General features: G+C 61.8%; 14 protein-coding genes. 10 read left to right on the forward strand and 4 right to left on the reverse strand.

Annotated features, from left to right (window positions below):
- Positions 1–66: 66 nt before the first annotated feature.
- Positions 67–1,113 (reverse strand): aldo/keto reductase, encoded by a 1,047-nt coding sequence (locus ACYJL1_RS05080; RefSeq protein ID WP_460897330.1) that lies wholly within the window; start codon positions 1,111–1,113, stop codon positions 67–69.
- A 167-nt stretch (positions 1,114–1,280) separates the two neighbouring features.
- Here ACYJL1_RS05080 and ACYJL1_RS05085 point away from each other — a divergent pair, with 167 nt between their 5' ends.
- From ACYJL1_RS05085 to ACYJL1_RS05095, 3 genes are all read left to right on the forward strand, one after another.
- Positions 1,281–2,147: an AraC family transcriptional regulator gene (locus ACYJL1_RS05085; RefSeq protein WP_460897940.1), complete on the forward strand. Its 867-nt coding sequence runs from the start codon at positions 1,281–1,283 to the stop codon at positions 2,145–2,147.
- 131 nt (positions 2,148–2,278) lie between these two features.
- Positions 2,279–3,199 (forward strand): pirin family protein, encoded by a 921-nt coding sequence (locus ACYJL1_RS05090; protein WP_460897331.1) that lies wholly within the window; start codon positions 2,279–2,281, stop codon positions 3,197–3,199.
- Between the two features lie 122 nt (positions 3,200–3,321).
- On the forward strand, positions 3,322–4,260 hold the full coding sequence (locus ACYJL1_RS05095; protein ID WP_460897332.1) for an alpha/beta hydrolase family protein: 939 nt from the start codon (positions 3,322–3,324) through the stop codon (positions 4,258–4,260).
- Between the two features lie 109 nt (positions 4,261–4,369).
- Here ACYJL1_RS05095 and ACYJL1_RS05100 read toward each other — a convergent pair whose 3' ends face one another.
- From ACYJL1_RS05100 to ACYJL1_RS05110, 3 genes are all read right to left on the reverse strand, one after another.
- Positions 4,370–4,609: a hypothetical protein gene (locus ACYJL1_RS05100; RefSeq protein ID WP_460897333.1), complete on the reverse strand. Its 240-nt coding sequence runs from the start codon at positions 4,607–4,609 to the stop codon at positions 4,370–4,372.
- A complete protein-coding gene (locus ACYJL1_RS05105) occupies positions 4,610–5,221 on the reverse strand; it encodes a glutathione S-transferase family protein (protein ID WP_460897334.1) in 612 nt (203 codons plus the stop codon). It lies immediately after the preceding gene.
- 75 nt (positions 5,222–5,296) lie between these two features.
- Positions 5,297–6,034 (reverse strand): SDR family oxidoreductase, encoded by a 738-nt coding sequence (locus ACYJL1_RS05110; RefSeq protein WP_460897335.1) that lies wholly within the window; start codon positions 6,032–6,034, stop codon positions 5,297–5,299.
- 104 nt (positions 6,035–6,138) lie between these two features.
- On the opposite strand from ACYJL1_RS05110, the gene ACYJL1_RS05115 reads away from it, so the two are divergent.
- The 7 genes from ACYJL1_RS05115 to ACYJL1_RS05145 all read left to right on the forward strand — a co-directional run bounded on the left by ACYJL1_RS05115 (position 6,139) and on the right by ACYJL1_RS05145 (position 13,319).
- Positions 6,139–7,107 (forward strand): AraC family transcriptional regulator, encoded by a 969-nt coding sequence (locus ACYJL1_RS05115; RefSeq protein ID WP_460897336.1) that lies wholly within the window; start codon positions 6,139–6,141, stop codon positions 7,105–7,107.
- 428 nt (positions 7,108–7,535) lie between these two features.
- On the forward strand, positions 7,536–8,456 hold the full coding sequence (locus tag ACYJL1_RS05120; RefSeq protein WP_460897337.1) for a LysR family transcriptional regulator: 921 nt from the start codon (positions 7,536–7,538) through the stop codon (positions 8,454–8,456).
- On the forward strand, positions 8,453–8,947 hold the full coding sequence (locus ACYJL1_RS05125) for an acyl-CoA thioesterase (protein ID WP_460897338.1): 495 nt from the start codon (positions 8,453–8,455) through the stop codon (positions 8,945–8,947). The genes ACYJL1_RS05120 and ACYJL1_RS05125 overlap by 4 nt, the downstream gene beginning before the upstream one ends.
- A gap of 670 nt (positions 8,948–9,617) precedes the next feature.
- Positions 9,618–10,559: an alpha/beta hydrolase family protein gene (locus tag ACYJL1_RS05130; RefSeq protein ID WP_460897339.1), complete on the forward strand. Its 942-nt coding sequence runs from the start codon at positions 9,618–9,620 to the stop codon at positions 10,557–10,559.
- A gap of 14 nt (positions 10,560–10,573) precedes the next feature.
- A complete protein-coding gene (locus ACYJL1_RS05135) occupies positions 10,574–11,653 on the forward strand; it encodes an SDR family NAD(P)-dependent oxidoreductase (RefSeq protein ID WP_460897340.1) in 1,080 nt (359 codons plus the stop codon).
- A 30-nt stretch (positions 11,654–11,683) separates the two neighbouring features.
- The gene (locus ACYJL1_RS05140) at positions 11,684–13,117 is read left to right on the forward strand and encodes an FAD-binding oxidoreductase (RefSeq protein ID WP_460897341.1); all 1,434 of its coding nucleotides are present in this window, start codon (positions 11,684–11,686) and stop codon (positions 13,115–13,117) included.
- Positions 13,110–13,319, forward strand: a complete 210-nt coding sequence (locus ACYJL1_RS05145; protein ID WP_460897342.1) for a putative quinol monooxygenase — start codon at positions 13,110–13,112, stop codon at positions 13,317–13,319. Before ACYJL1_RS05140 ends, ACYJL1_RS05145 begins: the two co-directional genes overlap by 8 nt.
- Positions 13,320–13,343 lie beyond the last annotated feature (24 nt).

Consider the following 13,343-nt stretch of genomic DNA (forward strand, 5'->3'; position numbering starts at 1 on the left):
GCCAACCGGCTGCTGGGCATGATGTGCATCCCGAGAAGCACTGGAGATCGGGGGAAGCGGGCGCTCTCATGCCCCGCGCGGTTCCTGCTGGAGCTGGTCAGCGCGGACCTTGCTCTGGAAGTCGAATACCCAGCCTGGATATTCCGCCGGCAGCTTGCTGATTTCGTCCAGTGCCTCCAGTTCTGCGTGGGTCAGCACCACCTTGGTCGCGGCAATATTCTCGTTGAGTTGCTCGGGCTTCTTCGCGCCGATGATCACGGTGGTGACGGCCTTTTGGTGCAGCAGCCAGGCGAGTGCGATTTGCGCGATCGAGACGCCCTTGGCTTCCGCGATCGGCTTCATCGCGTCGATGACCTTGTAGCCCCGTTCCTTATCGACCGGCGGGAAATCGAACGTATCGCGACGGCTGGCGCCTTCCTTACCGTCGCGGCCATATTTGCCTGTTAGAAAACCGCCTGCCAGAGGACTCCACACCATCAGTCCGATGCCTTCTGATTCGATCAGCGGCACCAGCTCGCGCTCCAGGTCGCGTCCGGCAATTGTGTAATAGGCCTGAAGCGACGCGAAGCGGGCGAGGTTGAACTGGTTGGAGATACCGACCGCCCTTGCGATTTGCCAAGCGGCCCAATTGGAAACGCCGATGTAGCGGACCTTACCCTGTTGGACGGCCGTATCGAGCGCGCGCAGCGTCTCTTCGATCGGCGTGATCTGGTCGAAGCCATGGATTTGGTAAACATCGATATGGTCGACCTGAAGGCGCTTGAGGCTGCCATCCAGTGCGTAGAGCATATGCGAGCGGGACGTGCCGCGCGCGTTGGGCCCGTCCCCCGTCGGTCCGAAGAATTTGGTGGCGATGATCACATCTTCCCGCGCGATACCGAGGTTGAGCAACGCCTGACCGACGATCTGTTCGGAAAGGCCCTGCGAATAAACGTTGGCGGTATCGATGAAGTTGATGCCGGCATCGATCGCGGTCCTGATCAGAACGTCAGCTTCTTCCTGCTGTAGACCGCCCATGCTGCTATATATTCCGCCGCCGCCACCGAAGGTCATGGTGCCTAGGCAGAGTTCAGAAACGAACAGGCCGGTGCGGCCTAGGGTGTTATAGCGCATGGGGCTCTCCTGATCGAAACGAAACGGGCTGGCGGACACCCCTTTCATAACGCCTGCCCGCAGCTTCTCCGCGCCGGATTGTCGCAATCTTTTGCCTAATCCGATCACTCGCCCTTCCGGCCGGGCGGAAGCTTGCCTTCACGTTCGGTAAAATCGATATAGATTTGATGCACGAAACTCTCGCCGATCTAGCCTATCGCCACGCCAAGCAATCGGGAGATGCGTCGATCCCGCGAGTGAGCCTCCATGTCGCGCAGGCGGAGGGCTGGCCGGTTCCGGTCTTATATCAGCCCATGTTTGGCTTCGTGTTGCGCGGCGCCAAGCGGGTGGTCATCGGAAACCGCACGCTGCGCTACGATAGCAATCATTTTCTCATCGCTTCGATCGACGTGCCCGCATCGCGTGTCACCATCGAGGATCTGCTCGAGGCACCTTACGTCGCGGTACGGCTCGCAATCGACCAGGATATTCTTTCGGATCTAGTTGTTGGCATACCTTGCAAATCCGAAGGCGACACCATGGCTTTTGCTGTGGGCGCGATGACGCCCGAACTGCTTGATGCTTGGTCACGGATGTTGCGTCTGCTCGATGCGCCGAACGAAATCGACACGCTGGCACCTCTAATCGAGCGCGAAATTCTCTTTCGTATCTTGCAGGGGCCGCAAGGAGCGCTGCTTCGCCAGGCGGCTCGAGCTGGTAGCCGGATCGCACAAGTTCGGGATGCTATCGCTCATCTGCGCACGAACTTGGATCGCGCTGTCAGGATTGAAGAGCTGGTGGGAATTGCCGGGATGAGCCCGGCAACGTTCCATCGCCACTTCCGGTCTGCCACCGCCATGAGCCCACTGCAGTATCACAAGGCCCTCCGCCTGCAAGAAGCGAAGCGACTATTGATCGCCGACGCTGATGCGGCAAGCGCAGCGTTCGCAGTCGGTTATGAAAGCGCATCGCAGTTCAGTCGAGAATACAAGCGGATGTTCGGCGCATCGCCCACCCGCGATGTTGCAAGGCTGCGGGACAGCAAGAGGTCCTGAAGATGCCAGGTGTCGCTAATTCTGCGACACCGCGGCGCGATATGGCCGGCTAGCGACACGACCGCCTGCGAGCCAAATTCTCTCCATCAACCGAGCAGCTAGAAATCTGCTGCAACCCGAGGAGAAAGAATATGGCTTCCGTCGCTACCACTCTGTCCGACACCGCTGTCGAAGCGGTGAGCATCGTCGCTGCTGGCCGCCCTGTCATTCACCGAACGCGCGGCCGCGGCCACGGCCCGATCACCCGCTTGATGAGCCCCAGCGATCTAGGCGAGCAGCTTAAGCCGTTCGTGTTTCTGGACATCTTCGATGCGAACATGAGCCAGATGACGGCAGCGGGCGTCGTGCATCCTCACTCGGGGATCGCGACGGTCACCGTCATTACCGAGGGCGATGTTCACTATGACGATCCCGACGCGGGTCAGGGCCATATCGCGTATGGCGGCGTCGAGTGGATGCGGGCCGGCGGCGGTGTCTGGCACGGCAAGGAGCTGTCCTCCGGCAGGTCAGAGCGTGTCAGGGGCTTTCAGCTCTGGCTCGCGCTTCCCGCCAAGCTCGAGCTGTCTCCGGTCGAAAGCCAGTATATCGAGGCGGCGGCGATGCACCATGTCGGCCCCGCGCACGTCATCATCGGCACGCACGAGGGCGTCACGAGCCCCGTCAATGCGCCCGCTGGGACGACATACCTGCTGGTGACGCTCGCGCCCGGCGAGCGCTGGACCTACACGCCTCCTGCCGGTCACACCGTCGGTTGGCTCGCGCTCTCGCACGGCAGCCTGGTCGGAGCGATTGCCGGTTCAGCGGGCGAGATGCTCGTCCTCGCCGAAGGAGAGGACGTTGTGGAACTGGAGGGCGGATCTGATGGCGCGACCTTCGTGCTGGGTTCGGCGATCCCCCACCCTCATGACCTTCACCTCGGCTACTACTCGGTCCACGCCACAGCCGAAGGCCTGGTGACAGGCGAGCGCAACATCGAATTGCTGCGCGAGAAGCTGGAGGGGCTTGGAGACCGCCGGCGCGCGTCGGGTGCGACGCCGATCTATCGCGGTTGACTTGTAAGCATCCGGATGGAGGCGCCCGGCCAATTCGCCGGTCGCATTTTCTCTGACCGGCAAGGGCTACCTAAGGTCATCAGCCACCTTCCAAATCGGCTGAATTTTAAAAGGACAGTAACATGACCCAAGCAACTGAAGCAGCAGCACAACCGACCCGCGCCGAGCTCGTCGCCGGGCTGGTCTCCGGCATGCAGAACCCCGCGCGCTCGCCGATCCTACGCTCTCCGGCGGACGACGGCATCGATTTCGAAGACATCTACTTTCCCGCCGCCGACGGCGTGACGATCGAGGGCTGGTTCATCCCCGGCGACAGCGACAAGCTGATCGTCGCTAATCACCCGATCTGGGCCAACCGCTACGGCTTTCCCGGCCATCTGAAGCCCTACAGTGATGCCTGGGAGGCGAGCGGCAACAACATCGAAGTCAACTTCATGCCGGACTACAAGCACCTGCACGAGGCCGGCTACAACATTCTCGCCTATGACCTGCGCAACTTCGGCCAGAGCGCGGCCGGCAGCGGCGGCGTGATCGGCAACGGCATCCGCGAATATCGCGACGTCATCGGCTCGCTGCGCTACGTCCGGTCGCGGTCCGACCTCAAGAATCTGAAGCTCGGCCTGCTCAGCCGCTGCTGCGGCATGAACGCAACGATGGTCGCCATGTCGAAGCATCGTGAGGAGTTCGACGATGTTCGCGCGATCGTCGCGCCGCAGCCTATCTCGCTCAGCTCCTTCTATCGCACGATCCTCGCCCACATGGGCATACCGGACGCGCTGCCCGAGGTTGCCGACGCGCTGCGCCGCGCAACCAGCATGGAGCTGAAGGACATGGATATGCCGCAGTACGCATCTGCGGTGGATGTCCCCACGCTGCTCCTGCAGGTCCGCGACGACACGTTGACGACGCCCGCTGACGTGCAGACGATGTTCGACGCCATGCCGACAGATCAGAAGGACCTCATCTGGATCGAGGGTACGAACCGGCGCTTCGACGGCTACAACTACCTGCCCGAAAACCCCAAGCCGATGCTCGACTGGTTCGAGCGGTTCGTCGCCTGAAGGACGGGCGGCGCATATCCAAGTCGAGGGGCTCCGCGGCGCGGGGCCCCCCAGCCGTCGCCAAGGAGGTCGTCCACGTACACTTAGTCATAGAGCTAGCATGATGCGTTTACTCGTCAGCCAACGCGCTCAGGCGCCGCAGCCGGTTGATGCCGGGTATGATGGCGAACACCATCGCGGCGACAACTATTGGAACGATGATCAGGTGGCGTTGCCACAGGTCCCAGTCCGGCGTGACCGCCTGCATCAGATACGAAAGTCCGGTCACCAACGGGTACACCGCGGCGAATACCATGGCGCAGAAAGACAGTCGGCCCGTTCGGTAGCGACGCAACATAGCAGCGCCCATTCAGTAGTCCGCGCTGGGTCGGCCACGAAAGCGCCTGTACCAGTCGTCCAGCCCGGGATGCTTGTTGCCGAAGGCGAGGTCGAACCGCTCGCGCGCCGTCTGGAAGATCGGGAAGGCGGTAAAGTCGGCGATCGTGGGTGTGTTGCCGGCGAGGAACGCGTGCTCGCCGATTTCCTTTTCCAGCACGTCCAACAGCTCGGTGATGTAGCGGAAGATCCGGTCCGCTGCGTCGCGCGATGCCACAGGCTCTTTCGCCGGGAAGGCGTCGGTACGGTTCCACAGCCACAGCTGGCCGCGCGCCACGAGATCGGCCGCAAGACGTTCAAGCGAGCGGACACGGGCGCGAGAGGCCGCGTCCGTGCCGATCATCGGGCGATCGGGGTGAAGCTCCTCAAGATACTCGACGATCGCCGCCGAGTCCGTGATCGCGACGCCGGCATCGGTCACCAGTGTCGGTGCCCGGCCGGACGGATTGATGGCTATATACTCGGCCGAGCGATGCTCCTTGTTCTCATAATCGAGCTCGTAGCGCGGAACGTCGATGCCCTTTTCGGACAAATAGATGATCACGCGGCGCGGGTTGGTGCCCTTGCGAAACTGATAAAGCAGCATGCTATCGCCATTGCCGTCTTTGATGAGGCTGGTCCTTTATCGGCGTTCGGAGTCCAAGCCGAAACCGGGGCTCGGCTAGTTCTGCACCGCCGGTCGGATCGTGATGTCGCCGATATCGACATGATCGGGCTGAGCGATCGCGAAGCCGACCGCGCGCGCGACATCGGCGGGATCGAGCGCGATCTCGTCCATCTGCGCCTTGATGGCCTCGCGCACCTTCTGGTCGGTCATCGACTGGACCAGGTTGGTCGCCACGAAGCCCGGGGAGATGCCGGTGACCCGATATCGACCTTCGGATTCGACCCGCAGGCCTTCGGCAAGTGTGCGGACGAAGTTTTTCGTCGCGGCATAGACTGCCATCGTCGGGCTCACGACCAGGCCGGCGGTCGAGACGGTGAAGATAAAGTGGCCACGCTGCTGGCGCAGGAAGACTGGCAGCGCGGCCGCTACGGCGTTCAGCGCGCCTTTGACGTTGACATCTACCATCGCGTCCCAGTCTTCGAGCTTGAGCTCGGCGAGCGGCGAAATGGGGGCGACCCCGGCATTGCTGACGATCGCGTCAAGGCGGCCGTGGCGATCGAGCGCCGCCTGCACGACGGCGACAACGTCGTCACGGCGGCTTACGTCTGCGACGGCGACGATGGCGTCGCCGCCCGAACCTGTGATCTCTGCGGCCAGTTCTTCGAGTGGCGGCGCGGTGCGCCCGCTCAGCACAAGCCTGGCGCCGTGGGTAGCAAGTTCCAGTGCGATGGCGCGGCCGATCCCGCTACCGGCGCCGGTGACGACAATGACTTTGTTTGTGATGTTCTCCATGTCGAAAATCTAGGAAGAGGTTCGAGCCAAACCAATTCGCGATCGTACCGGATTTCGTCGCGTCGGTACCAAGTTGATCATTATGGGAAGGAATGGAGGCGCGTGTGACCACGGATCCCTTATCGCAGATCATCTCGCTACTTTCGGTGCAGAAGGCAGCCTGGTCGGAACTCAAAGCGGGCGGTGACTGGGCGCTCGCTTTCCCGGCGACGGCCCTGCTCAAGTTCATCAGCATCAAGCAGGGGCAGTGCTATATCCGAGCTGACAATGGCCCGCTGCTCAGCCTCTCCGAGGGCGACATGCTGATGCTGCTTCATGCGAAGAGCTACGTTGTCGCCAGCGACGACGGCGTTGCGGCGGCGGATGGTATGCCGCTCTTCGCCGATCCGGATCAGCCGGTCGTCAGCCTGGGTGGCTCCGACACCGTCCTGTGCGGCGTCCACTACGAGCTCGACAATGAGAACCTTGATCTGCTGCTCCGGGTTTTGCCGCGGGTCTTTGTCGTGCCGAAGAGTGATCCAGCGTCCGTCGAACTGCAGCGTTCAGTGGAACTTCTCCTCGGTGAATTACGCCATTCACGATTGGGCAAGGCGATGATGGTCGAGCAGCTTTGCAAGACGCTGCTCATGGAAACGGTCCGCGCGATCATGGGGGGCGCCGACGCCTCTCTGCCGGGCTGGCTTGGCGGGCTCACCGATCCTCAGGTGAGCCGGGCGCTCGCGCTCATGCACGCGCGGCCAAGCGACCACTTCTCGCTCGAGGGACTAGCCCGCGAGATTGGTATGTCGCGGTCGCGTCTGGCAACGCGCTTCCGCGAGAAGGTTGGCATGCCGCCTCTCAGCTACCTAACCTGGTGGCGCATGCAGATCGCTCGCGCCGCGCTCGAAACGCGCGCTCCACCTGTGGCCAGCCTGGCTAAAGACCTTGGCTATCGGTCAGAGAGCGCGTTTGGTACTGCTTTCAAGCGCCAGTTCGGCACGTCTCCCGGATATTACGCCCGTGGCGTCGCGGACCGGAAGGCTGGGATGCTCGTGTTGCAGCATCCCGAGAGAGGCTCGGAATCACGCGTCTAACCTGGAGCCGATTGGCAGTACTGCCCCGGAGCGACTTGCGCGTCGGCTACTTCGGTATTGGCTCAGTCGTACTTCGGCCGCCTGTTTGGTCTTAGTGCTCCTGACGTTTCGGAAGCATCGCTGTTCCCTCTTTATTATTGCCGCCTCTCGCCTGCCCATTGAAAGTTCTGCGGAAACCGCACGCAAGAAGTGGGAGTGATCTCTCTCCTCGCGATGCAGCAGACTCAACGCTGCTCGTTGGTGGAGGAAATCTGGCTCGAAGCCCGCACCTGCCGCGAGCAAGGCTGATCGCGCCCCGGTGTCGCAGAATTAGGGACACTTGCGATGACGCCAAAGTCTCCAGACGACGTGGGTTTTGGTTACTGGTGTTGCGCAAAAGTGCGTGATAGCTATGCAATCCAGTACCTGACGTTCTGAAAAAGAGAACAATGACGCTCGGCTTCGAAGAATTGCGAACCTTTATAGAAGTGGCGGATGCCGGAGGGCTATCGGTGGCGGCGCGCCGACTAGGCGTGTCGAAGTCGCTTGTCAGTCGACGAATTTCCAAGCTGGAGGCTGAGCTCCGTGTGCAGCTTCTCGCGCGCACCCCTCGCGGCATCGCGCTCACTGAACCTGGCATCGCTTTCAAAGAGCACGCTGCTCGCATCATATCCGAGATGGATGCTGCGCTCGAGATCGTGTCGCCAACTGGCGATCTCAGGGGACGCCTCAGAATCTCTGCGCCCATTTCATTCGGTGTGACGCACCTTACGCCCGTGCTCAGCAGGCTCGCGCTTCAACATCCGCATCTGGAGATCGCCGTAAGCTTTAGCGACTACACCGTCGATCTTGTCGCGGAGGGATTTGATTGCGCAGTTCGCATCGGCGTTCTTCCGGACTCGAATCTCATAGGCCGCCGGATCGGGCCGGTGCGCGGAACCCTAGTGGCCAGCCCCGACTATATCGCCAAGCATGGCGCACCTAAGTGCTTGGAAGATATCGCGAAGCATGAAGCTGTTATGCAAAAGGCTGAATCTTGGCGTTTTTTAGGAGACGACGGTAACATAGCGATCCGGCCGCAGGGACGCTTCAAGGTAGACAACGGGATTGCGGTTGCGAAGGCCGCTGCCGCGGGGCTTGGCCTCGCCGTGCTGCCCAATTTCGTTATCGAGGAACAACTCGAGTCAGGCGCTCTGGTCGAGGTCTTGCCGCATCACCCGCTGGCGGAAGTTGATATGTATGTCGTCCGTCCCCCGGGTCTCAATCCAGCACGAAAGATTCGAGTGTTTATCGAGCTGATGATCGAGCAGTTCTCTAAGGCGGCGTGCACCAATGGATCAACGCTGTCAGCGCCGCGGGTCTTGGCGTGATCGTGCGCCGGCGGATCGGTTGCGATGAGCTCGGCGCGCCCTTGACGGGGCAGATCGACGAGGAACGCCGCTTCCACACGCGCTTCCGGGCTGAGCCCGCCGATATCGACGAGCTTGGCCACGTCAACAATGCGATCTGGATGGTGTGGATCCAGGACATATCGGTCGCGCACTGGTTCGCCGCTGGACGGCCTGGCGACGCCAGTGGCTTCGTGGCTGTGGTCCTGCGCCACGAGATTGACTATCGCGCAAATATTGCAGCCGAAGACGAGGTTGCCGCCGTCACCTGGGTCGACGGACGGCCCCGTGGCGCGCGCTATACGCGGCGCGTTGATTTCGCCGATGCGAATGGCAGGATTATTGTTGCAGCGCGATCCCAATGGGCGCTTGTCGATCGTCAGAGCGGCAGACCGGTGCGCGTGTCACCGGATGTCGTCGCGCCTTTTCTCCATGACGACACCGACCGCGTCGCAGACGTCCAAGCTTCCTAGCTGGACTTTGACGCCAGGGTGGACGACCGAAGCCCTGAACGCGCTCGACACCGGTGTTCAGCCAAGCCAGAATCGTTTCTTCGCGAATGAGCGCGAGCGTCCTGCTGAAAGCGGCATCAGTCGTTTCGTCGGAAAGCGTGTCAAATGCTCTCCTTGTCCTGAGCTCCAGCGCTTCGCATCTCTCGATTACCACAGCTGTCTCACGTTGCGAGCTCCCTCCCGAGACTGAAGCGTTGTTGGTTGCAACATCTGCAACGCGGCGTCGCAAGATCTAGCTCTTCAATTCTCGATTAACATAGCTAATAAATCACAGCGTTGAGCGCTTGATACTTCGACAACACACTGTCTCAGTTCGAACGAGTGGACGGAGAGCTGTCCTTATGTTCGCTGTGACAGGCAAGACGTGATCGCCTCGCGCTGTGCCCTGCGGTGTCCGACGGTCAACTTTCAAGGATGGCGTCTGCTGAGCGCAGACGGAGATAACGCGGGTTCAGCTTTGGTGAGTTGCCGGACCACGTCGCGCGGCAGCCCGTTCGCGCGCCGACGGCTGCAATCCACAAGGAGAGGACATGCCACAGCAACGGACGGTGATAGTGGTGGACGGCGCTGGCGGCATCTCGAAGGTCATCAGCCACCGTCCGAACAGGCTGAGCTCTGAAAGGACAGTAACATGACTCAGGCAACTGAAGCTCCCGCAGCCCAACCGTCCCGCGCCGAACTCATCGCCGGGCTTGTCTCCGGGATGAAGGATCCCGCCCGCTCGCCGATCCTGCGCTCGCCGGCGGACGACGGCATCGCTTTCGAAGACATCTATTTCCCCGCCGCTGACGGCGTGACGATCGAGGGCTGGTTCATCCCCGGCGACAGCGACAAGCTGATCGTCGCCAATCACCCGATCTGGGCCAACCGCTACGGCTTCCCCGGCCATCTGAAGCCCTACAGCGACGCCTGGGAGGCGAGCGGCAACAACATCGAAGTGAACTTCATGCCGGACTACAAGCACCTGCACGAAGCCGGCTACAACATCCTCGCCTATGACCTGCGCAACTTCGGCCAGAGCGGCGCCGGCAGCGGCGGCGTGATCGGCAACGGCATCCGCGAATATCGCGATGTGATCGGCTCGCTGCGCTACGTCCGCTCGCGGTCTGACCTCAAGAATCTGAAGCTTGGTTTGCTCAGCCGCTGCTGCGGCATGAACGCGACCATGGTCGCCATGTCCAAGCACCGCGACGAGTTCGACGATGTCCGCGCGATCGTCGCGCCGCAGCCGATCTCGCTCAGTTCCTTCTATCGCACGATCCTCTCTCACATGGGCATCCCGGATGCGCTGCCCGAGGTCGCCGACGCGCTGCGCCGCGCAACCAGCATGGAGCTGAAGGACATGGATATGCCGCAGTACGCGGCCGCGGTGGATGTCCCCACGCTGCTCCTGCAGGTCCGCGACGACACGCTGACGACGCCTGCCGACGTGCAGGCGATGTTCGACGCCATGCCCACCAACCAGAAGGACCTGATCTGGATCGACGGCACGAACCGGCGCTTCGACGGCTACAACTACCTACCCGAGAACCCCAAGCCGATGCTCGACTGGTTTGAGCGGTTCGTCGCCTGAAAGGACGGGCGGCCATGGACTTCAAGAACAAGCGCGTAGCGATTGTCGGCGGCGCCGGCGGCATCGGCGCAGCGCTGTCACTCGCATTCGCAAGCGAAGGTGCAGCACTACTCGTCGGTGACGTCGCCGAAGAAGCCGGACGCGCGCTGATTGCGCAGATTGTTGAGAAGGGCGGTCGCGCGGACTTCATGGTCTGCGACCTGTCGGACGATGCATCGGTTGCCGCTTTTGCGGATCACGCCTTCGCCTCGTTGGGCGGCGTCGACATCCTGGTAAACCATGCCGGCGTGGCGCTGGGCGGAATGCTGGAGCAGGTAACACCTGCGGACTGGCAGTGGATGGCCAACCTCAACATCGTCGGCTTGGGGCGCGTCATGCACGCCTTTATCCAACGCATGACGGATCAGGGCGCAGGCTGGATCGTCAATACCTCCTCCGGCTTAGGTCTCTTCCAGGATGCCCCGGTCGCAGCGCCTTACATCGCCTCCAAAGCAGCCATCATCGCTTATAGCCGCGCACTAGCCAGCTACCTGAAAAACCGCGGTATCGGCGTGTCGGTCTACTGCCCGGACATGACCGCTACCGGTTTTGGCAAGAGCGGCCGTTTCCTCGGCCTGCACCCGGATCTTGTTCCGATGCTTCTACCGTCGGGCGAGCTTCAAACCGTGGAAAGTGCGGCCGATTGCCTGCTCCATGGCTTGCGGCAGGAGAGTTTCCTCATCTCCGCCGTACCCAACACACAGGCCCGGCTGATTGCAATGGCCGAGGCTAGCCTTGCGCCGGGAAGTGACCTCTCGAGCGCGGGCTCGGTGCCGATCGTCCAGCGTGCGCGGATGCGAATTCCGTCTGACAAGCGGCAGGAAGTCTCGGCACTGTTCGCCGAGTATGCCGCCAAGGTCCGTGAGCACGATGGCTGTCTGACTTACAGCGGCGGGTTCGACACCGAGGATCCCGATTACCTGATGGTGTTCGAGGGCTGGCGTGACCGGGCGGCGGTTGATGCTCACGCAATCGCACCAGAGTCGGTCGCCTTCATGACCAGGCTTCTCGAGCTTGCCGCTTCAGATCTCTCGATGACCAAAATTGCCGGCTGAGCCGCGCAGCGTGACAGAAGGAGTTGATCGATGACTTCAACGGGAGATCCCTCGGCTGCACTGCCGTTTACGGGCAGACTCAGCATGCGCGGCGACGCCGATTACGAAGCAGCGAGGGTTGGGCATCTTTTCAACGCACGCATTCCTTCGCGCTACCCTGCGGCGGTTCTGCAAGCACAGACAGAGCAGGACGTCGTCGAAGGCGTCCGTCTCGCCAAGCGCCGCGGGTGGAAAGTCGCCATTCGCGCCGGCGGACACAGCTTTCCGGTCTGGAGCCTACGCGACGACGGCTTGCTGATCGATTTACACGACTTTCGGGAGATGTCCTACGATCCCGCGACCGAGATCGCGACCGTCACGCCGACGATCCACAGCGGCGATGAACTCAACCCGTACCTCAAGCCGTTTGACCGCTTCTTCAACGGCGGCGCGTGTCCGTCGATCGGCCTCGGCGGCTTCCTGTTGCATGGCGGATTGGGGTGGAACTTCCGTGGCTGGGGCTATGCCGCCAACGGCATCGTCGCAATCGATGTCGTCACTGCGGATGGCGAACTCGTTCACGCCAGTGCGGATGAGAATGCGGACTTATGGTGGGCGGCCCGCGGCGTCGGGCCCGGCTATCCCGGTGCGATCACACGTTTCCACCTGCGAACCCGACCGATCCCGAAGGCGCTGACGATCACGATGCAGATGTATCCGATCGAAGCCTTCACCAACATCATCCCGTGGCTGTTCGAAAACCAGCAGAAGATCGGACGCTCGGTCCACCTGATGTCGGGATCAATGACCCCGCCAATGGAGGTGCCCAACCACAAGGGCGGTCTGGTTTACTACATCATGGGGCTGGCCTTTACCGATACGCCGGAAGAGGCCGCGGCCGCGCTCGCACCGCTGAACGAAAATCCTTTCATCGATGACGCTCTGCTGGTCACTCGGAACCAGCCGACCACACTTGAGGAACAGGTCGCGTTCACTGACAGCGTCCACCCCGCAGGCCTGCGGTACAGGGTCGACTCGGCGTGGGTGACCGGAAAATACAAGGAGGTGGCCGAAGCCAGCCGCCAAATCGTGGCGGGCCGACAGACAGGCGATAAAGGGCATACGTTCCTGCAGTTCACGTTGCCGCTGACAGCGCCCGACATGGCGCTGACGCTTGCGACTGAGTGCATGATCGGCACCTATCAAATCTACGAAAGCGAAGAAGACGACGCACGCCTCGCGCAGTGGCTACGTTCGGTGATGGTCGACCTCGAACCGTTCACCGTCGGTCAGTATTGGGGCGACTCTGATCAGGAGGAACGCGCGGTCAAGTGTCTGACCGACGACGCGTTTGCGCGTTACACCGAGATCCGCGCCACCCGAGATCCTGACGGTCTGTTTGTCGAGCACGCTGCGAAGGCGGGCGGTTTTCGTAACGTCAACGAGTGGGAGGAAGGATCGAGGCAGGAGAAGCCACATGCCTGAGAGCACCCTGACTGTCGTGCTCTGGGAAGCGAAGGCGAAGCCGGGCAGAGAGGCCGAGACGACGGCCTTCCTCACCAAGGCAGTGACGCCGTCTCGGCATGATGCGGGCTGCATCGACTCCGAGTCTCACGCGGTGGAAGATCAGCCCGGCACTTTCATCATCGATGAGCGCTGGATCGGTCCGATGCAGGCAGAGGGGTGAGCCAAATCAATCAGCGTTCGTCCG

It is taken from the genome of Phyllobacterium sp. K27, assembly GCF_054796155.1.